We start from the raw sequence: 19,588 nt of genomic DNA, 5'->3' as shown, positions 1-19,588 counted from the left end.
TCCTCGGGGCAGGTGTGAAGTGCGCGGACGCGACGCAGTCACGTCGCGGATGCGGTGCGGTGCGGTGTGGTGACGGACGCCGTCAGCTCATGTCCACCAGGGCGCGGTAGAGCGGTTCGTACAGCTCACGGACGAGGGACTTGTCGATCGGGGCGGGGTCCCGCTCCGCCGCGTTCCCGTCCTCGAAGTAGGGGGCGAGCACCTCACGCATGCTCGCCAGCAGGCTGGTGTCGGGGGTGTCCGTGTCCTGGAATCCGGCTTCTCGCGGGGAGAAAGCCGCGTCGACGAAGACCACCCGGGCCGGCACGCCACCGCGCACCAGACGACCGATGACCTGCCACATGACGACGAGCTGGTCCCAGGTGAACGCCGCCTTCTCCTCGTCCCGCAGGCTGGACCAGGCCAGCCGCCGGGTGAGGAAGCGGTTCCACTGACGGCGTGCGCGGCTGCGGAACGCCACGGCCGCCTGGTCGGGGGTGGCGGCGGCGAGCGCGTTCTGCCGGAAGGATCCGCCGGGGTCCCGGAGTTGGCGTACGGCCCAGTCGTTGATGGACTGAATGGCGAGTGAGATGTCGTCGGGCCGAGGGTGGGGGCGTGCCAAGAAGTAGACGGTGCCGATGGCGGCCTTGCCACCGCGCAGGACGATGTTGTGTCCTCGCTCCACGGCGAGCAGCGGCGCGACGAGAATGTCGCCGCCGACCGCAGGGAATGCCTTTACGTCACCGCGGGGCAGGGTCCGTGCGGCGGCATTCTCCGGCAGCCGGGTCCAGGCGGTGTCGGAGTCCGCGTCGTCGGACACGAGCCGGGTGACGCGGCCGTTCCACTCGGGGATCTGGTTGAGGTACTCGGCGGCCCGGCGTGCCTCGTCGTAGCTGCCGACGAGCAACAGGATGCGGCGGCGGTCCGGATCGTCGATCTCCTTCAGCTCGGCGTCCAGCATGCTCTCGGCGTCGGGCAGGCTCCGGTCGGGCACCGCGAGCTGGTGCAGCATGTGGAGAAGGGCCTGCGGCCGTTCTTCGGGGTCGCAGCCGGACAGGCGCAGCGGCTTGGGCCGGGCGTTCCCGGGCCAGTACAGGAACTCCTTGCGGAACTCGCTGCCCAGGACGGCTTCCACTTCCTCATCGTGAGGACGCAGTACAGCCCCGACATCGGCGTGCACGTGGTATCTGCTCGACGTACCTGCCCAGCTCGTCGCGGACATGAGCAGGACGTGCGGGCCCGGGCGGCCGTCCACGGCGCACAGGTCACCGAGCCGCATGAGCAGTTCGCGGCCCACACCGTTGCAGTGGAAGAAGCGGAGTTCACCGCTGCGGTCGCCGTCACGCTCACGGTCGTCGTGGCGGAACTGGAAGCCGAGCACGTTACCCATGGGCGACTCTGGGATGACCGCCTCGTAGTCCTTCGGGGGCCTGCGGGAGAGCACGTTCGAGGCGCTCTCAAGATTGAGGGCGGCCTCGACGCGCGGCCACAGCGTGGTCATGAAGTCGAGACGGCTGTGCAGGGCGGAAAGGAGCAGGGTGAACTCGAAGCGCCGGGCCTGGAGGCCGGCGTCGGCGAGCACCGTGCTGTCGTCTCCGACGATGCCGGTGAGCGTGTCGCGCAGCCTCTCACGCGTCCGTGCTCCCTGGGGCGCGTGCAGGAGTTCCAGGGTGAGGTGGACGAAGGTGTTCACCAAGGGTGTCACTTCATCGTCGTCTCCCGTGCTCTGCTGCTCGTGCAGCGGGTCGTCGCGGAACCGGCCGAGCGCACCGTCCAGCGTCCGGGCCGCCGCAGGTGGGCGTTCGCCCTCCTTCCGCCCCGGGAACCAGCTGTCCAGCAGCAGGTTGTGGAGGGTGAAGGCGCTGAAGTAGTCGACGCTGATCCACCGCCTGAGCTTGTCGTCTTTGACGAGCAGGGCGAAGAGGCGGTCGGTGGCTGCGCTGACCGTGTTGACGGCGTTGGTCCAGTCGTCGACGTCACGGGCGGACAGCTGGAGCCGCCCGTCCCGGGCCATCTGCTGGAACTTGTGGACGGCGACCTCGTCGAACCAGGAGTTCGGGGCCTTGCCGACCAGAGTGCTGGCCGGCGCGAAGGCTGTGTCGAGCTGCATCTGGACCCGGTCCGCCTCGTCGACGATGATCAGGTCGCTGAGCCGGCACGCGAGTTCGAGGTACCGGAGCTGTTCCTGGTGCTGGTGCAGCGGGACGGAGCTGTGCACCAGACCGGCCGGGGTGGCGACCCACACCTGTGCGTCGACCAGATCACGGGCCCCGCGGTGGCGCGGACAGCGGTTCCACAACGGGCACAGTCTCCGCTGTGGCTTCGGGCCTTGTGGGTCGCGCTGCGTGCTGTTCTCGTCGTCGAGGAGGGGATCGCCGTCCGTGGTCTCCTGCTCGGGGACGGTGTACAGCGTGATGCACGGTGCTTCACGGACGCCGAGCGGGCGGCGGGCTTCCAAACCGCGCAGCACGTCGACGGGGCAGGCGCTGCTGAGGTGGGCGAAGCCCGCGTGGTCGTGCCCGAGCATGGTGGCGGCGCCGGCCGTGGCGGTGCGGCGGTGCAGCCGGTTGATGTTGCGCTCCCTGGTGGAGTGCCCGAGGATCGGCGCCGCCCGTACACCGAGCCGGTCGAACTGCTCCACCACGGCGAGCGTCTCGGCCACGTCGCCGACGACGATGGTGACCCGACGGGGTGTTCGGGTCACGAGGTGGTAGGTCAGGATGTCCCGGAGGGTGGACTTGCCGGCTCCCACCATCCCCACGAGGTGCAGCAGCCGGTCGATCCTCAGCCGTCCCTGTTCGGTGAAGCGGCCGAGTTCCGTGTCGCGCACGAGCAGTTTCACTCGCCGGAGCCGCCCGGCCCATCCGCCCCACGCTCCCTGCGGCGCCGTCGCCTCGGCGGCGTCCATCTCGTCGGCGGCCTTTTCGAGCTCTTTCCAGGTGACGTCGACGGGCTCTCCCTGCCCGGCGGGTGGTGCGTCGAGTACGTGGGCGCGCGGCAGGGTGTCCGTCAGCAGTTCCTCGTCGAACACCACCGAGTGGGTACGGTCCTGCACCCGGAAGGTGTGCTCTCCCGCCTCGGCGAACGGAATGGATCGTGTCGCGAACCGCGGAGCGGTGCTGAGCAGTTCTTCGAAGATCTCGAAACGGCGTGTGGCGCGCGACGGCTCGCGACGGCTCGGCACGGAGCCGGTTCCGTCGATGTCGTATCCGCGCAGGTGCTGGGGGACCTTCAGGTAGTCGGCCAGTGCCTCCGACCAGGCGTGCCGTCGCCGCATGTCCCACAGGTAGTGGCGGGCGCGCAGAACGCGCAGCCGCTGTTCGTCGGTGCGGACGTCTCCGAACACCTCGCTGTACGGGTAACCGCCCAGCAGCGGCCAGACATCGGCGGCCGTGCGGGTGGGCGTCACGTCCTGCAGGAGGTACAGGCCCAGTTCGACGTCGAGAAGGTCGCCGGGGCGGAAGCTGCCGAGATTCGCCGGCCACACCTCGGTGAGCTGCTGCGGTGAGCAGCGCCGGTGCCATCCTCTGCGGTCACGCACGGCGTCCTCCTTCGGTCCGCGGGTCCCGCGCCTTGTCGCGCGGGGTGGAGATCTCGTCGGCGACCAGCCGCAGGAAGGCCTGGTCGTCCAGGAGGGTGACCCGGTCGGACAGGTCGTCCGGCAGGTTGCGGCGGAACTGCCGCCCGTACGCCTCGTTGTCGCGGAAGCGGTAGCGGGGCACGACGAGGAACGCCCGGTCGTACGGCGGCTCGTTCCTGAAGGGCGTGAGGGAGCGCGCCAGGAGAACGGGGTTCACCCGGTCCTTGACGTCCACCGCCCAGTGCCGTCGCCCCGGCAGGGGGACGCGAAGGTCGTACGCGTCGTAGTTGGGCCACATCTCGGCGGTGATTCCGAACTTCTTCTCCAGGGCGGCTTGCAGATCGGTCTCCGCGAGCCCGGGGCTGGTGATGAACATCCGCAGGGGGCGGCTGAGCTGGAAGACGCCGCCTTTGTCTGCGCGGAGCGGCGTGCCTTCGTCCGAGGTGCCGTCGCGGCGGCACCGGTCCAGTTCGCATCGGTGGCCGCCGTGCAGCAGCGGCACCATCAGGCAGCGGCAGCGAGCGCACTGCCGGTACGTGCCGCGCCGCAGGTAGGAGGCGGGCACGGGTTCGTAGCAGCGCTTGATCACGTCGTGCAGCAGCATCCCGCAGTCGGGATCGCCGCCGAGCAGCGCCAGCTCGGCGCCGGTCAGCACGGGCCTGGAGGTGAGCAGGGCCCGGAACGCGGTGTACGCCTGCGGAGACTTGGCCGCACGGCACACGGCGAGTGCTTCCCGGATGCGCTCGTTCTCGAAGAGCTCGGCGGCCGGGTCGGCCGCGCTCACCTCCCACTCCAGGCACAGCTGGTGCGGCAGCCGGGTCTCCGGATCGACGAGCAGGGCGGCTCCGGGAAAGTTGTCGGGCGGCAGCTCCAACGGCCACTCGGTCAGAGGCCGTTCACAGGCCCAGCGGACCATCTGCGGCACACTGCCGGGCGGTTCCTCGCCCCGGCGCAGGCAGTGCACGACGAGTCGGTTGTACGCGTTCTGCACCTTCGCCGGGTAGACCGGGTTGGGTACGGTCCTCTGCCGGGACAGGCACGCCAGGGCGCTGGCGATCTGGCGAAGCAGCGCCTCGTCCGTGCCGGCGGCGTCCTCGGGCCGTGCGTTCCTCGTGTCGGTCGTGGTCACGCCGCCCCCTCTCCCGCGACGGTGCCGTCAGGCGCGGCGCTGGGACACCACCGGGACACCGGGCAGGACCGGCAATGCGGTCCGGGGCGGGCGTCCCCTGCCTCGTCCTCCCGCCACGGACCGGCGTACCGCCGCAGTACCGACAGCGCCTTCCGCTGCCGGCCGGGGTCCGTCGGGTCGATCACGTGCGGATCGGAACCGTCCGGCCGGAGGATCTCCACCTCGACGCGCGAGCCGTCCGGATCGCCGTCCAGCGCACCCTGCGCCAGGAGCGTGACCGCCAGGGCGAGTTGGGGATAGGTGTCGAGAAGGTCCTCGTGGTGGCGGCGCCGCTTCCGTGTCGTCTTCAGCTCCCGCCACACCCACGAGCCGTCCTCCTGGTAGAGCAGGTCGGGTTTGGCGATGACGACGGCCTGCGCCGCGGTGTCGTGGACGACTCGGAGGGCTTCGGGCTCGACCCGCTGGATGAGGGCGGCGTCCTGGAAGGGGCAGGCGTCGACGTGGTGAAGCAGCATGTCCCGACCGGTCGCGGCGTCCTCGTCGGAGACCCGCCAGCGTCCCTCCGTCCAGTTCTCGCCCTCCGGGGGCATGTCCCCGGCCGTGCACGGCGGCCAGCCCGGGCGCCGGTGCAGCTCCTCGATCCAGCCGTGCACCGCCTGGCCGAGCCTGGCCGCGCTGCCGTACTCGTCGGACTTGGGCAGGTGCAGGGCACGGAGGAATCCCTGCGCGGGGCAGGATGCGTGATAGCGCAGATCGCTGATCGACACCTTCCTCAGCGGCGCCACTCGCGAGGAGAGTCCGAGGACGCCGGGCCTGCGCGGCACGGCCTCGCAGCCCGTGAACTGCTTGCAGTCGACGCAGGACGAGCCGGGTGCCGGCCTGCCGCCCGTCACGACACGGGCCACGTGCGCGTGCCCGTGCTCGGCGTAGTACGCCTCGGCCTCCTCGGCCGTCCCGTCGAACTGCACGCGTGGCCGTGCGTCGGCGAGCCCGACTTCGACGACACGCACCCGCTCCGGCCGGACACTGGGCCCGTACGGCTGAAACGCGCGCGCCCATTTCCGGGGCCAGGCCGCCTGGCGCCCGTGAACGGCCACGTACACGGCGATGGCGATTTCGCCGGGCTCGGAGTCCTTGGCCTCGCCGTGCCGCAGCCGCCGGTACTCGCGCAGCCGTCCGCCGGCCGACTCGTACCTGCGCCACCAGGCGTACATCTCCCAGAACTTGCCGTTCTCCCGCTGGGCCACCCAGTACGGACGGACCGGCCGCAGCCGCTGCTCACCGTCGCCGGCGCACGCTCCCACGTACGTACGGAGGGCGTGCTCGGCATACGTCAGGTGACCAGGGTGGAGAGCGGGGGTGCGGGAGTGCAGCCCCGCCAGGGCCTGGTCGGGTGTCTCACCGTGGAACTCGACCCGGTCGACGGCGTCCATCACCGGCCCGAGGGTGAACGTCTCGAGCTCCGGCTTCGGCAGCCGGAGACGCCGGGTCGGCAAGAGACCGGGCCGGGCCTTGGCCGCGGCGTGCGAGGGGCAGGTGTGCTCCTCGCTCCCGCCCGTGCCGGGCCCCACGCGCACGAGGCCGTCGTCCCCCGTCAGCCAGTGCGGCTTGTGCCATGCCGTCGTGTCGTGACTCATTGCCTCCCCCTTGTCTCGGAACAGACGGCACCCTTCGGACCAGCCGGGTGCGCCGCCGCATTCGACCGTAGCAGGAATCTTGGAACTCATTGGAAATTATTGGCACAGGTTGGTTCCTGCGCTAAGCTGCCCCGCATGGCGGCATCACTGGAGGAGCTCGAGCAGCGCCTGTCCCACCTGCGCACCGAGCTGCGCGGTGCTGTGCGCGCACGGGACAAGGCCGAAACCGCGCGCATCCGTCGCGCGCTGCGCGAGGCCGAGGCTGCTTGGGAGCAAGCCCTCGAGACCGAGGCGGGACCGGACGGCGAGGCACTCCTGACCGAGCCCCCGGCCCCGCAGGCGTCGGCAACCACAGGCGCACCACGCCGCAAGGAGCGCCCGACGCACGGTTCCATCCCGATCCGCGAACAGGTCCACCAGGCGCTCACCCTGCTGGGCGCCCCGGCCTCCCCGAAACTCATCTCGTCCACGTACGAGGCGTTCTTCACCGAGTCGCTGGTCGCCACCAAACTCGCGTCCCTCCGCCGCGACGAGGAGCGCTCCTTCACAGCACAGGGCTATGCCCGCCCGTACTACATCTGCGCGGCACTGACCCACGACCGCCTCGTCCCCGCACGCGGACTCCTGGCCCTGTCCACCTGGCCCGTGGAACGGCGGATCATCGGCCCGCTCAGCCCGCGCGCCGACTTCCTCACCCACGCGGTGGGGACCGCCGAGCAGATCCAGCGGCTCACCACCGCGGGGCATCCGGCCCCCGACGCGGCTTGGCGGCTGCTGCGCCGTTTCGCCCTCACGATCCCGGGCGCCTACGACGCCGCGGCCCCGGAACCCGAGCCCGTCCGCGTGATCGCGGCCGCGCACGCCGAAGCGGCCGTCCACCAGCAGGAGGACGACCAGCAGCGGCAAGCGGCCGCGCAACGCGCCCGTGCCCAACTCGCGGACGTACAGCAACTGTTCGGTGCGGCGCCGATGCGCGACGCCCTGCGCGACGCGGGTGGCACCCTGTCCTGACGCCCACTTCCCGACGGCGATGACGTCAGACGCCTCGCACGCCGGTGAGTTCCCGAAGACGTACCCGAAGACATTCCCGAAGCAGAGACGATGCCCTCGCAGCAGTCCGAACCTCCCGACGGCCGACTCGCGCGACTGCGTGGACCGCAGCCCCCTCAGCCATACACCGCCCGCAAGATCACCGCCCTGACCGCCAACCCCGCCTGCGCCCGCCGCGCCGTCCTCGACGCCACCGGAGTGGACAAGGCGTTACTCGCCCAGCAGGTCGGATACGAACCGCGCTTCGGCCAGTCACCCTTCGCCCTCGCCCGCGAACAGGCGTTCCACGGCCTCGTGAAGTGGGGTGGCTACGCCGAGCTCATCCGACTGCTGCGCGAGCAGCTCTCCGTCCCCGTGGCGGAGGCCCATGTCACCGACCTCAACGAGGTGGGGGGCAACACGGCCCTGCACGTGCGCGAGCGGGAGACCCGCCGCCTCATCGCGCACGTGGCCTCCGGCCAGGACGTACGGCTCATCCTCGACCGCCCCGTACTCACCCTCGAAGTCGCCGGTCAGACGGCGTACTTGGAGCCGGACGCGCTCACTCACCGCATCGACGGGAAGTTCCACGCCGTCCTGATCCGCTCGTTCGCGGCGATCGACGGCCAGGCCAACCCGACCGCCGTCGCCGAGGCGGCCAAGCAGGCCGCGGTGTACGTCCTCGCCCTGCGCCGCGCCTTCAACACCGCCGGCCTGCCCACCGAGCAGATCTCCCACAAGTTCCTGCTCGTCTGCCCCAAGGACTTCTCCAACCGACCCTACGGCCGCCTGATCGACCTCCGGCAGGAACTCGACGCCCTCCAGTTCCAGCTCTCGCGGCTGCGGCGCGCCGAGGACCTCGCGGCCGGGCTCCCCGAGACGGCGACCCTGGACACGACCCGAAGAGCGGACGAACTCTCCTCCTCCATAGAGGCGTTGGACGCGTCGTACGCGCCCTCCTGCCTGTCCTTCTGCGAGATGGCGCGCTACTGCCGCGACGAGGCCGACGGATGCGCCTCGCCGGCCCGCCTGGGCAGCGGCGTGCGAAACAACCTGCCGGGCATCGACTCCACCCGCACCGCGCTCGACTACCTGGACGGCGTCGCCGCCCCGGGAGAAGCCGAGGCGGAAGCCGCCGACCTGCTGCGCGCAGCCGCCCGGCTGCGCCGACTCCGCCGGGGGGCCGCATGAGCGTCCTGTCCACCGTCGCGGCGCTCACGGCGTCCCGCACCGGCCGTGCCGAACCGCTGACGACCGTCCGCCACCAGCACATGGACGACAAGCCGTTCGTCCTGGTACCGCTCACCCTCGCCGGCGAGGCGTGCGCGCCCCTGGCCGCACTCGCGGGCACGGACCCCGAGCACCCGACCCTCCTCACCGTCCGCCAGCCGCGCAACCGCGCCGAACGCTTCCGGTTCGCCGAGCGCCTCGCCGCACTCCTCCTCGCGTACATCGACGGGTGCCGGACGGAGACGGAGCCCTACACCGTGGGCCGCGGCAAGGAGAAGGAGGAACGCCTGCGCTTCCAGCGGGCCCCGCAGCTCCTCGTGCCGAACGGCGAGGGCATCGCGTACGTGCGCCTGCTCGGCAGACTGACCCGACTGCGCGCCACCGAGGGGCCGTACGCGGTCGACCCGTCCGTGCCCACCCTCGGCAAGTGGCTGACCTGGTGCGCGGAGCTGGCCGAGTTCCCGAACTCCGGTGTGCTGCTCGCGATGACCCGGCTGCTCGCCGCGCACTGGGCCACGGGCCAGAGCCCTTCCGAGGACTCCCACCTCGCGTCCCTGCTCGCCTGGATCGATCCGCCGGAGGGCAACGACGGCGCGCGGGCGGCGCGGGAGGCGGAGGACCCCGCCGTGTGGCCGCCGTCCGGCCCATCCACGGACCCGGTCTTCGACCGGACCCTCCACGAGCTGATGACACGCTACGACGAGGCGTCCGACGAGCGCGGACGCGAGGCGGTCGGCCGCCAGATCGACCGTGAGCTGAGCGGCCAGATGCTGCCCACCTGGCGGCTGATGTGGCGCGGCGTGGAACTGCTCCGCGATCTGCCGGAGGGCGCTCACGTCCCCGATCGCTGGGCCCTCGACCGGCGCTGGTTCTCGGAGTACGCCGAGTACCTGGACGCCGACGGCCGCCCGCAGGCCCGCCGCGACCAGGCCGTCAGAGCCGCCCGCCGCCTGGCCCGGCTGGAGGACGCGGTCGCCCGCTACGAGGCGGAGCGCGCGTACGACGATCCGCTGGTGATGGCGGAGTACGAGCTGACCGGCGAGGCGTTCACGGGGACCGTGACGGCCCGAGACGAGGACCGCTTCGTCCCCGGCGACCGTCCCGGCTCCCAGGTGTGGCGCCCGACGATCACGCTCCGCACCGGCACCGACACCCGCGTCGGCCTCGCGGTCGGCACGGAGGTGAAGTCCCCCGCCCGCCCCGGCCAGGGAGCCCGGATCCTCGAAGTACGGCAGGAGGACGACGGCAGCCACGTCGTGGTGCTCCAGCTCAAAGGCGGCTTCGCGCGGAAGCAGAAGCCGCCCGCACCGGCCGGCACCCTCGCGGAGACCGGCGAGGAACTGACGTACACCACGCTCAACCCCACGGCCATGCCGTCCGCCCTGCCCGACGAGGAGAACACCCCCTGGACCCACGGCGGTCCGCCCCAGCCGTACGAACCCACCGACGAGGACGCAGAGGAGACCTGGGAGTGACCGCCCTCCTTCCCGACACCGGGGAGCCCGAAGCCCTCACCCCCGGCGAACGCGCGGACCGGGCGGTCGCGGGAATCCTGACCAGCCTCGACACCGCGCCCGGCCGGGGCGTCGTCGTGGACTCGCCTCCCGGAGCCGGGAAGTCCACGCTGGTGGTGAAGGCCACCGGGCACCTGACGTCCGCGGGCCACCAGCTCATGATCGTCGCGCAGACCAACGAGCAGGTCGACGACCTGGTGGACCGCATCGCGCGGGAGCATCCCGGCCTGGCGCTCGGCCGCCTCCACGCCGGCGGCCACGTCCTCCCGCCCCGCGTCACCCGGCACCCCAACGTCACCGGGAGCAGCCAGGTGACGGACCTGCGCGACCTGCCCGTCGTGGTGTCCACCGCGAAGAAGTGGTCGTTCGTCACCCCGGAGAAGTGCGCGCCGTGGCGGTGGGCGATCGTCGACGAGGCATACCAGATGCGCTCGGACGGGCTCCTGGCGACGGCCCCGCTGTTCGCCCAGGCCGACTCGCGGGTCCTCTTCGTCGGGGACCCCGGCCAGCTCGACCCCTTCGCCACCGTGGAGACCGACCGCTGGCACGGCCTGACCTGGGACCCCCTGCGCAACGCGGTCGACGTCACGCTCGCCCACAACCCCGACCTCTTACGCCACCAGCTCCCCGTCTCCTGGCGCCTGCCGGAGACGGCGGCACCCCTGGTCGAACAGGCCTTCTACCCCTTCTACCGGTTCGTCCCCGGCACCACGGCACCGGAGCGCGTGCTGTCGTACGCCAGCCTGTCCCACGGCTCCGGCCCGCTGGACGACGTCCTCGCCCGGGCCGCCGACTCCGGCTGGGGCCACCTGGAACTCCCCGCCCGCCACACCCTCGACCAGGACCCGGAGGTGGCGGATGCCCTCGCGGCGACGGCGGCCCGGCTGCTGGAGCGCGGTGCGCTGGTCAACGGGGAGCCCCTGACCGCGGACCGCATCGCCATCGGCACGGCACGCACCGTGCAGGCGGACGCGGTCCGCTCCCGCCTCGCCGCCCGCGGCCTCACCGGTACGACCGGCATCACCGTGGACACCGCCAACCGCCTCCAGGGCCGCGAGTTCGACGTCACCCTCGTCTGGCACCCGCTCTCCGGCCGCCAGGACGCCTCCGACTTCCACCTGGAGACGGGCCGCCTGTGCGTCCTGCTGTCCCGCCACCGGTTCGCCTGCGTCGTGGTGGCCCGCGCCGGCATCCGGGATCTGCTGGACCGGCATCCGCGGACCAGTCCTGTGTACCTGGACGTGCCGCCTAAGTTTCCGGATGGGTGGCGGGCGCATCAGGTGGTTATGGGGTGGTTGGAGCGGGGGGAACACAGAGCACGTGGCTGACGGGCGCGCCCCTTGTCGTGCCGCGTGCGTTACCGCGAATGTACGACAGCTCTCCGCCATCGTCAGTGCTGCGGATGAACGGCGGTATTTCTGGCGGTCGTTCAGCTCTTCGTCACGTCGTCTCAGCCGGTGTCGCTCTCACGGCGCTCGTGGCCAGGTTCACCGGTGCGGCTGATGGACTCAGCTCTCCGTCCACAGTCTTTTCATCAGATGCCGCCTGTCGTCGGGTGCCGAGACTCTCCGAAAGACGCCGGGAGATACCCGGTGAACACAATCGACGCCATACCGGTGCAGCAGCTGAAGTTCCCGCTCGTCGGGCGGATCAGGGAGCAGCACGGCAAGCCGGTCCACAGGACGCGGACTGTGCGGGGCATAGTCCAACAACTGGGAGAGGGCTTCACGCACGTACGCGTGCTCGGTGCGGCTCTTCGCTTCGATCACCTCCACACTGTCAGGCCCCTGTATATAGATGTCACAGAGACCGGCTGGGGAGCGGAAGCGCTCAGCAGCAACGGTGAGCGTGGCGCAGAACTCCATGACCAATGGTTGTTCGTCACGCCTGTAGAGGGTCGTCGTCGCCGCGCGCTCGAAGCTGACGACCGGCGTGTGCTGCTGTTCCAATGCCGCCCGCTGAATCGGGAGCGGATCGCGGGCAGGCGGCTTCTCGACGCCGAGCTGCTCCAGCATCGTCCTGGTGGTTATGCGCAAACCCTCGATGACAGCTCGGGCTTTGTCACCTTCGAGCACCAACTGGCCGGGAAAGCCGTAGTTCTTAGAATATCCGATCAGCTCAGCCAGTTCCTCGTATGGAACCTCAGCTGGGACGAAGTCCCGCAGGCTGTACACGGTATGCCAACTCTTACCTCCGGGCGATGGTGGCCAGAGCGTGTCGGCGACCTCACGGTTGACGAAGATGACGCCGACTTCTCCTACAGCAAGCACCTTCTTCGCCCCGGTGAACAGAGCCACGTCGCCAGTACGAACGCTGGACATGGCCTTGTCATGAGTCGATGTGGCACCCCAGAAGCGGGCCATACCCGCAGGATGTAAGCGGCTGAGCTGCTCAAGCTGTCGAGGCGACAGATACCTCGTCAAGGCCTCCACAGTGAAGGGCACTTCCTGCTCAAGCGTGTCGCGCCAATGTCTACGCGACTCCTTGCTTCCGTATGCCGGACACACGAGCACTCGCGCTTCGAAGTCGACGTCCGGCACGGAGCCCGCCGCGTCCTGGGTGAGGTCAGCCGCACACACGTAGCGATCTTAACCGCAACTCAGCTAATCATACTAACTAGCGTAATCTTTCAGCCTTACTCCTCACTGAGCCAATCCCTCGCGTAGACAGGCGAGTTGTTCATGGCCTTGCACCCAGAGACACTTCGGGCCGCTCGGGGGGAACTGGGCGAGCGGCACGTCGCCAATCATGACTCCACGACTGGGCCATGGTCGACGTGCACGCGGGTGGACCACACCCCTGACGGCGTCTCCCACCTGCCTAACCGCCGCCACCGCTACGGCGGTGAGCTCTCCTTCCACCCCTACCCACCGCCCTGGCCGGTTTAAGGAAAGGGCGTGTAGCAAGTGGAAGGGCAAGGGGGACTTCCAGCCCCAAGGGGCACGTGTGGACTCGACGAAGACCAGACCACCTGCTGGGACTCGTGGATGCGCTGGCTCTTGATCAGGATGCTCGCCGTCACCGCCCTCGCCGTCACCCGGTCCCGCACCGGCGCTCCCGCACTGGCACCCGCCAGTGCCCGAGAACTCCTCCGACTACTGTGGGCCACCGCGCTGCCGCACCACCGCTCACACGTCCGTCAGGTACCCCACGTACCGCGACCACTCCTCGCGGCCGACAGCGAAGTGAGGGCGCGCCGCATCCTTGGAGTCCCGTACGCACACGGCCTGTTCGGTGTTTTGGGAATCATGCTCGGCGGGAGCGGCTCCGCCACCATTACCAAGGTCGCCGAGCGCACGGGGCAACACTGGGGACGGCAGGTTGTCGCCAAGGTGCCAGTCGAGACGTTGCGTCAGATCAACAAGATCCTGGGGGAAGAACTTCGTCACGAAGTTCGGGACCAAGCAGGGAATCATCGTTCTCGGTCGAGTGGCACCGTTCGGTATCGGCGCTGTGATTGGTGGGGGCGCCAACGCTGCCATGGCCACTCTGGCTGTGAGGGCCGGTCGTCGCGCATTTGGCTCGCCCCCGACGTCGTGGCCAGGGCTGACGTGCAGCACACCGCCGACTTCCGAGGAGTCGCCTGACTGACCCTCGGCGACTGAAGGGCGTCGAGCACCCCCACGCCGCGCTCCTGCCGACGGCTCGTTCACCGCCTGCGCGGCCACTGGACGGGCCGGGAGCGTGACTGCAGGTCGTCAGACGGCAACGACGTGCACGTCCGCCGGCGCGAGGACCGTCAGATAGGCGTGGATGTCCCCCGGGTCGGTCGTGAAGATCACCGCGCTGCCGTGCCGGGCCGCTGCCAGTGTCACCCAGGCGTCCACCGCGTCCGGCCTCTTCTTCGCCGGCAGGGCCGCCCGCCCCAGAGCGGTGCCGATGCGCCGCCAGTCCGCGAGGTCCGGGCCCGTCGCACAGGCCAGACACTCCGGACGGCCCGCCTTCGTCTCACGCATGGGCGGCTCGGACGTACGGGCCTGAGGAACCGTGCAGTCCTTCAGGACGCCGGACAGGGCGTGCACCAAGCCCGGCTGGGGGCGCCACACCTGGGCGAGGACGGGTCCGAGCACCAGCGCCCGGTGCGGGACCGTCCGCAGTCCCTCGTGGAGAGCCACTGCCTTCGCCTTGCGGTCGGCGAGTGCGATGAGCATGCCGGTGTCGTAGACCGGCACCCGTGCGCTCACGCGGCATGCCCCGGACGGCGGCCTTGCCGGTCCCGGCCGTGGACGAGGCCCAGGGCCTCCTCGACCTCGCGGCGTTCCTGCTCGGTCAGTTCCGCGGCCGCTTCCGGGGCGGGTTCGGCAGGCAGTCCGTCCGCTGCCCGCTCCGCCCGGACGATGAGTGCGTCCACCTCGGCGAACTGTTCCTCTATGGCATCGCTCTCGGCCATCTGGCGCGTTGCTGCGTGCACCAGGTAGGCCGAGACGTCCATGCCCGCCCGCTCCGCGTGCTGCCTGATGCGTTCGGCCTGGTCCTGCTCCAAGCTGATGGTGATGCGCGCCTTTGCCACGAAGGCATCGTAATACGCGTATGACGACAGTGCGAGTGCGTGCGGTCGGGGTGGGCAACCGGGCACGCCGCCTCTCCCCGGCGTCCGGTGCCGTACCACCCCGCCTACCGACGTCCGCCGCCCGCCCCGCGCGGCGGTCCTGCTGTCCGACGGCGATCCGTCACCGCACCCGGGGCACCAAAGCCTCGATCACCCGCTCGACGTCGTCCCGCCACGCACATAGCTCCGCCTGCGTGGGAGCCAGTTCGTACCCGTGGTAGTGGCAGGCCCGGCTGAGGCAGGCCCAGGTCGCCGACCAGCGGCGGGCCGTGTCGGGGTCGGCGTAGGACTCCAGGCACAGGGCCTGGGCGTGCGGCGGGCAGTGGGCCAGCTGCGGTTTGCGGGTCTGCCAGTAGCGGCGCAGGGTCTCTTCGAGGGCGTGGCGCAGCAGCAGTGCCACGGCGCGCGGCCAGACGCCCGTGGTGGACGTGGTGGCCGTACCGAGCAGCCGGTCGGCGCCCGCGAGCAGTTCCTCGGGGGTCGAGGTGGACGGCGGCGGAGGCGGAAGGGGTGCGAGGAGCCGGGGCGGGTGCGCGGGCGGGACGGGTGTGGCCGGGCGGATCGTGGTCACAGGGATCGCACCGCCTTCGCGAGGTCCGCGGTGCGGCGGATGATCTCCTCCACGTCGTCGACGGGCACGGCTTCGTGGGAGCCCCTGTTGCACCACCGGATGTGGTCGGTGGCCTGCCGACCGTAAGCCCGGGTGAGGTCGGTCATGGTCTCGCCCACTCGGTCGGTCTCCCCGTAGAGGGCGAGGGATGCGAGTTCGGTGAGCTTGTAAGCCTTGGCGATGCGTCGCTCTATCTCGTCGTGGGACAGGCCCGTGCCAAGGAGCCGGCGGCGGGCCGGTTCGAGGAGGGCGGCCTCCAGGGCGGTGCGGCAGAGGCCGGGCAGGACCCGGGCAACGACGTCGCCGGGCAGGTCGCGGGTCCTGGCGAGCGCCTTCGCGTCGTGCAGGGCCTGCTTGACGGGGTCGTCGCCGGAGCGGACGCGTACGGCGGAGCGCTCTCGGCGGTCGACGGTGAGGACGGTGGCGGGCAGCCGCAGGTACTTCAGGGCCTGCGGCAGGCGGGTGTCGTGGGTGAAGACGACGACCTGGCGGTGCTCGGCGAGGAGGGCGAGGACGCGGGCGAGGCCGTCCACCTTGGCGGGGTCCATGGACTGCACCGGGTCGTCGATGACCAGGAACCGGAAGGGGTTCTCCGGGAGGAAGGTGCGCGGGAGGAAGAGGGACAGAGCGAGGGAGTGCAGTTCCCCCTGGCTCATCACGCCGAGCGCGGGGGCGTCGATGTCGTCGACGGTCACGTCGAGGGCGACCTTGCGCTGAGTTGCGGAGCCGCTCAGGCGGACCGGGCCGAGGGCGACGTTGCTCTGCTGGCGCAGGTTGGACCAGATGCGCTGGGCGTCCTCGGCGATGGGCCGCATCCGGTCGGCACGGATCTCGTCGTGGGTGGCCTTGAGCCATTTCTGGGCGGCCTTGACGCGGGCCAGGTGCGGGGCCGCTTGCTCGGCTGCGTGGGCCTTGTCGAGCCAGGCGGCGAGCGCCCGCGCGGCGTCGCGCCAGGTGTCGTCCTGGTCGGCGAGGCGCGCCGCGGCCTCCTGGCGGGTGACCCGTGCGGCGTCGGCGGCGGTCCGTGCGGCGTTCTCGGAGACGGATGCCACCACGGCCGGGTCAAAGACGGTGCGGCACCGCAGCCAGTCGCCCCAGGCGGCGGCGATCTCGGACGGCAGCCAGTCGGGGGGCGGGACGGCCAGGTCGCGGACGGCCTGCGCGGCCGCGTCGAGTTCCCTGCAGGCGGTGAGGATCTGCTCGGCTTCGGACCGCAGCAGGCGTTCCTGCTCGGCGGCGTCCCGTGCCCATTCTTCGTCGAGGCGGGCCGTGCCGCCGCACACCGGGCAGGTGTGGAGGGCGGGGTGGGCGCGGTGGTGGGTGAGTGCACGGGCGAGGAGTTCGGCGCGGCGCAGAGCGTCCTCGGCGGACGTGCCTCGCAGGTCCTCGGCTGCGGCGATGGCTTCGTGCAACCGGCTCACGGCCGCGGCGACCGCCTCGGTGTCGGGGCCGCTCAGGGCGGAGCGGCGGCGCAGGTCGAACAGGAGGGACTCGTCCGCCGCACCGGTCCCGACGGCCAGTTCGGCCGCCTGCGCGAGGTCCGGCCGCCGCCCGCTCAGCGCGGTGTGGGCGGCCCGGGCGCGGGGGTCGTCGGTGCCGTCCAGGAGGGTGAGCAGGGCGGGCAGTTCGGCCTTGGCCGCCTTGGCAGGTGCCTCGTACTCGCGGGCCAGCTCACGCAACCCCTTGTCGGCGGCGGCGAGTTGCTCCAGCCCGAGGATGGAGGCCACGGCGTCGTACATCTCGCTGGGCTTGCCGCCGATCACCTGGCCGAGCTCGGAGTAGGACAGGAAGGGGCGGTAGGTCGCCAGGTCCTCCTGCCAGCCGAGGTTCTGGAGGGGGACGGGGTCATGGCCGGGCCGGTCGAGCTCGGCGGTGGAGTCGGCGACGTCCTCCCCGTGCCAGGTGCGCAGTACGGTGGCCGGCTCGGGATCGCCGTCGATGCGCAACTCCACAGCGACCTGGGGCTCCTGGCCGTGGTGAAGGTTTCGCCAGCTCTTGCGCCAGATGTCGCTGCGGCCGCGCCAGCGGGCGTTGTCGCCGGTCAACGTGATCTCGACGGCCTCCGCGAAGCTCGACTTGCCGGAGCCGTTGCGGCCGGTGACCAGGGTGAGTCCCGGGCCGGGGGTGAGGGGGAGGCGTGCGATGCGGCCGATGCCTCGGAAGCCGCTGACCGTGACGGACTGCAGGTAGGCGCCCGGCATGCGGCCGCGCGCCGGGCCGTCGTCCTGGAAGGCGGTGAGCAGGAGGGCCCGGGTGTCCTCGTCGAGGTCCGAGCCGGCGAGCCGCCCGTCGATGAGGTGGGCGAGGGTGCCGACGGGCGGATCATGGGCGGGCGGGCCCGTGGGAGGCGAGTCCGGTGCGGGATCGGCGGATACGGACATGAAGGGACTCCCGTGGAGGCGACGACTGCGAAGCGAATAGTCGGGCAGACCGGCGGCGACTGAGCGGCAGGGGACACACGGGTGCGGCGGAGTGACACGGGGACCGTGAGCCGTGCGCTGCCGATGACCATAGTCCACAGAAGCCCAACCATGGAATTCATTGGAACTTCATGGAGTTCTTTGGTAGAAGATCGAGGCACAGGGTCCTCGGCCCGCACTCACAAACGCCACTCCTCGGCGAGCATGCCCAGCAGCTCCTCCTGCCTGGCCTTGAGCGACTCGGGGGTCCACTCGGCGTGCTGGAGCACCTGGCTGGTCAGCGCGAAGGGGACCACTCCCCCGCGTCCCGTGAAGTACTTGGCCCTCTTGGCGGCGAAGTCGTAGTTCTGAGCCGCCGAGTTCTTGGCGCGGTTCAGCAGAACGAGGTTTCCCAGGCGGTGCGTCCACTGAGCACGCTGCTCCTCATCGAACAGCTCGACCCACTGCGAGTCGTCATTCGGGCTCTGTGGCAGAACGTGCTCCACGGTGATGAGCGGGTGGTCGTACGTCACGCCCTGCCCCCGGGCCAGCAGCTCGTCGAGGCGCAGCAGTACGTACTTGCGGATCCTGCGGACGAGATAGAGGTCGCCGTCGAGCAAGGTGAGAGTGTCCGCCTTCTCGTCATCCCTCAGTTCGAGGGCCGGGGAGTCCAGGCCCTGGCCTTCGTCGAGCTGCCGGAGTAGCTCGGCATAGCGCGTGACGCGAGGCGTCGTGTAGACGCGTCGGATGAACATGCTGGCCGACAGGCGCTCCAATGCCCGCAGGAACGCGTCGAGCCATGCCGGGTCGCTCTCATGGTGGCGCAGCGCCCAGAGAGCGGCCGGTCGCCAGTCGTAGTTGTCGATCTGGTGGAGCCTCCTGAACCAGGCGTTGACCGCCTCCGCGCCCGAAGCCGACTCATAACGAGCTTCCTTGATCTGAGCGTAGGCCTCGGCATACGGCCGAACGACGTCATGGACGAACGCCTCGGCCCTGCCGGGGAGGTAGTGGCTGAGCACCTGCCCCGGGAACTCCTTGAGCAGCTCCTGCTCCGCCCGCTTCTTGGCGAAGATCAACCGCAGATGGAGGAAGAGTTCCGCGAAGTCGTCGCGCCCCAGCATTTCCTCCGCGTCCTCCCAGGTGGTGGCGCACGCCTCGGAAGCCTCCGCATCGAGATCACCGATGATCTGCGACTTGAAGATGTCGGTGGGCGACAGGTCCAGGCCGCGGGAGTTCATGACGCTGAAGATCCGGTGGGCGCTGTCGAGGTCGGGGGTACTGACGACGACCAGGAACGTCCGCTCGGCCAGCATCTGGGCCAGTTCCAGCCGGCGCTCCTCGGTCTGCGCGGTGAGGCTGCTGTGCAAGACCCGCGCGTTGCGGAGGATGGCCTTCTGCGCGTCGGTCCGCAGGGTGTCCTCCGTGAGCGCCAGCAGCGTGTCAACCGCGCCCTTCGTTTGCACATGCTTCTCGAAGAAGTCCGCGTCGCGGCTTCGCAGGGTGAGCCGTGGCCTTGGAGCGAGGCCACGGATCTTGGCGCCCGGCTCCATCACCAACCGGTCGAGATCACCGCGCAATTCCGCGTCCTCGGTGAGGTCGCGCAAGACCGACAAGAGGATGGTGAGGGTGGTGAGCCGCTGCTGGCCGTCGATAACGTCCGCTTTCGGAGCCCCGCCGTCCTTGACGAGTACAACGGATCCGAGGAAGTACGGCTCGTCCGCACTGCGGTCCAAAGCCTCCTGCAGGTCGGTCAGCAGCTGGGACGCCTGCTCCTCCTGCCAGGCGTACGGGCGCTGGTAGTCGGGGATCTGGAAGTCGTAATCGCTGCTGAACACCTTGTGCAGGGGCATCTCGTGCGCCTCGAGTTTTTGCATGCTCCGATGATGACGGAACAAGACACTCAATCGTCCCAACTTGCCTGTTCTCAGCTGG

The 19,588-nt window shown here is 70.4% G+C and carries 13 protein-coding genes and 1 pseudogene; 4 read left to right on the top strand and 10 right to left on the bottom strand.

Annotated features, from left to right (window positions below):
* Positions 1-82: 82 nt before the first annotated feature.
* Genes IO24_RS0103300 through IO24_RS0103290 form a run of 3 tightly spaced genes read right to left on the bottom strand, consistent with a single transcriptional unit; the run spans position 83 to position 6,325 of the window.
* A complete protein-coding gene (locus tag IO24_RS0103300; RefSeq protein WP_031131566.1) occupies positions 83-3,520 on the bottom strand; it encodes a pPIWI_RE_Z domain-containing protein in 3,438 nt (1,145 codons plus the stop codon).
* Positions 3,513-4,688 (bottom strand): pPIWI_RE_Y domain-containing protein, encoded by a 1,176-nt coding sequence (locus IO24_RS0103295; protein WP_031131564.1) that lies wholly within the window; start codon positions 4,686-4,688, stop codon positions 3,513-3,515. The genes IO24_RS0103300 and IO24_RS0103295 overlap by 8 nt, the downstream gene beginning before the upstream one ends.
* Complete coding sequence (locus IO24_RS0103290) at positions 4,685-6,325, bottom strand: PD-(D/E)XK nuclease family protein (RefSeq protein ID WP_031131563.1); 1,641 nt, start codon at positions 6,323-6,325, stop codon at positions 4,685-4,687. The genes IO24_RS0103295 and IO24_RS0103290 overlap by 4 nt, the downstream gene beginning before the upstream one ends.
* Positions 6,326-6,460: 135 nt before the next feature.
* Between IO24_RS0103290 and IO24_RS0103285 the strand changes: the two genes are divergently transcribed.
* The 4 genes from IO24_RS0103285 to IO24_RS0103270 all read left to right on the top strand — a co-directional run bounded on the left by IO24_RS0103285 (position 6,461) and on the right by IO24_RS0103270 (position 11,426).
* Complete coding sequence (locus tag IO24_RS0103285; protein ID WP_031131561.1) at positions 6,461-7,336, top strand: hypothetical protein; 876 nt, start codon at positions 6,461-6,463, stop codon at positions 7,334-7,336.
* A 90-nt stretch (positions 7,337-7,426) separates the two neighbouring features.
* Positions 7,427-8,545, top strand: coding sequence for a hypothetical protein (locus IO24_RS0103280; protein WP_031131559.1), 1,119 nt, complete (start codon positions 7,427-7,429; stop codon positions 8,543-8,545).
* Entirely contained in the window at positions 8,542-10,059 is a 1,518-nt protein-coding gene (locus IO24_RS0103275) for a hypothetical protein (RefSeq protein WP_031131557.1), read from the top strand. Before IO24_RS0103280 ends, IO24_RS0103275 begins: the two co-directional genes overlap by 4 nt.
* Positions 10,056-11,426: an AAA family ATPase gene (locus IO24_RS0103270; RefSeq protein ID WP_031131555.1), complete on the top strand. Its 1,371-nt coding sequence runs from the start codon at positions 10,056-10,058 to the stop codon at positions 11,424-11,426. Before IO24_RS0103275 ends, IO24_RS0103270 begins: the two co-directional genes overlap by 4 nt.
* 180 nt (positions 11,427-11,606) lie before the next feature.
* On the opposite strand, the gene IO24_RS41930 is transcribed toward IO24_RS0103270, so the two are convergent.
* The 7 genes and pseudogenes from IO24_RS41930 to IO24_RS0103235 all read right to left on the bottom strand — a co-directional run bounded on the left by IO24_RS41930 (position 11,607) and on the right by IO24_RS0103235 (position 19,530).
* Complete coding sequence (locus tag IO24_RS41930) at positions 11,607-12,461, bottom strand: hypothetical protein (protein WP_157851232.1); 855 nt, start codon at positions 12,459-12,461, stop codon at positions 11,607-11,609.
* Positions 12,462-13,226: 765 nt separating this feature from the next.
* Positions 13,227-13,334 (bottom strand): annotated as a pseudogene (locus IO24_RS46185) (DUF397 domain-containing protein); the annotation flags it as partial.
* Positions 13,335-13,796: 462 nt separating this feature from the next.
* Entirely contained in the window at positions 13,797-14,282 is a 486-nt protein-coding gene (locus tag IO24_RS0103255) for a PIN domain-containing protein (RefSeq protein ID WP_031131552.1), read from the bottom strand.
* The gene (locus IO24_RS0103250; RefSeq protein ID WP_234335135.1) at positions 14,279-14,608 is read right to left on the bottom strand and encodes a plasmid mobilization protein; all 330 of its coding nucleotides are present in this window, start codon (positions 14,606-14,608) and stop codon (positions 14,279-14,281) included. Before IO24_RS0103250 ends, IO24_RS0103255 begins: the two co-directional genes overlap by 4 nt.
* Positions 14,609-14,768: 160 nt before the next feature.
* Positions 14,769-15,218 carry a hypothetical protein gene (locus IO24_RS0103245; RefSeq protein ID WP_031131548.1) on the bottom strand — a complete coding sequence of 150 codons (450 nt, stop codon included), beginning with the start codon at positions 15,216-15,218 and terminating at the stop codon, positions 14,769-14,771.
* Positions 15,215-17,638: an AAA family ATPase gene (locus tag IO24_RS0103240; protein ID WP_045295792.1), complete on the bottom strand. Its 2,424-nt coding sequence runs from the start codon at positions 17,636-17,638 to the stop codon at positions 15,215-15,217. Before IO24_RS0103240 ends, IO24_RS0103245 begins: the two co-directional genes overlap by 4 nt.
* A 218-nt stretch (positions 17,639-17,856) precedes the next feature.
* On the bottom strand, positions 17,857-19,530 hold the full coding sequence (locus tag IO24_RS0103235; protein WP_031131544.1) for a DUF262 domain-containing protein: 1,674 nt from the start codon (positions 19,528-19,530) through the stop codon (positions 17,857-17,859).
* Positions 19,531-19,588 lie beyond the last annotated feature (58 nt).

This window comes from Streptomyces flavovariabilis, from assembly GCF_000725785.1.
In the GTDB taxonomy this organism is placed as follows: Bacteria; Actinomycetota; Actinomycetes; order Streptomycetales; family Streptomycetaceae; genus Streptomyces; species Streptomyces hawaiiensis.
The sequence above is the reverse complement of the archived record's forward strand: the minus strand, read 5'-3'. Positions and strand labels throughout refer to the sequence as shown.

Coding starts and splice junctions, on each gene's coding strand:
- IO24_RS0103290 (WP_031131563.1), bottom strand. CDS start 6,325: ATGAGTCACGACACGACGGCATGGCACAAGCCGCACTGGCTGACGGGG.
- IO24_RS0103285 (WP_031131561.1), top strand. CDS start 6,461: ATGGCGGCATCACTGGAGGAGCTCGAGCAGCGCCTGTCCCACCTGCGC.
- IO24_RS0103280 (WP_031131559.1), top strand. CDS start 7,427: ATGCCCTCGCAGCAGTCCGAACCTCCCGACGGCCGACTCGCGCGACTG.
- IO24_RS0103275 (WP_031131557.1), top strand. CDS start 8,542: ATGAGCGTCCTGTCCACCGTCGCGGCGCTCACGGCGTCCCGCACCGGC.
- IO24_RS41930 (WP_157851232.1), bottom strand. CDS start 12,461: ATGGCCCGCTTCTGGGGTGCCACATCGACTCATGACAAGGCCATGTCC.
- IO24_RS0103240 (WP_045295792.1), bottom strand. CDS start 17,638: ATGTCCGTATCCGCCGATCCCGCACCGGACTCGCCTCCCACGGGCCCG.
- IO24_RS0103235 (WP_031131544.1), bottom strand. CDS start 19,530: ATGCAAAAACTCGAGGCGCACGAGATGCCCCTGCACAAGGTGTTCAGC.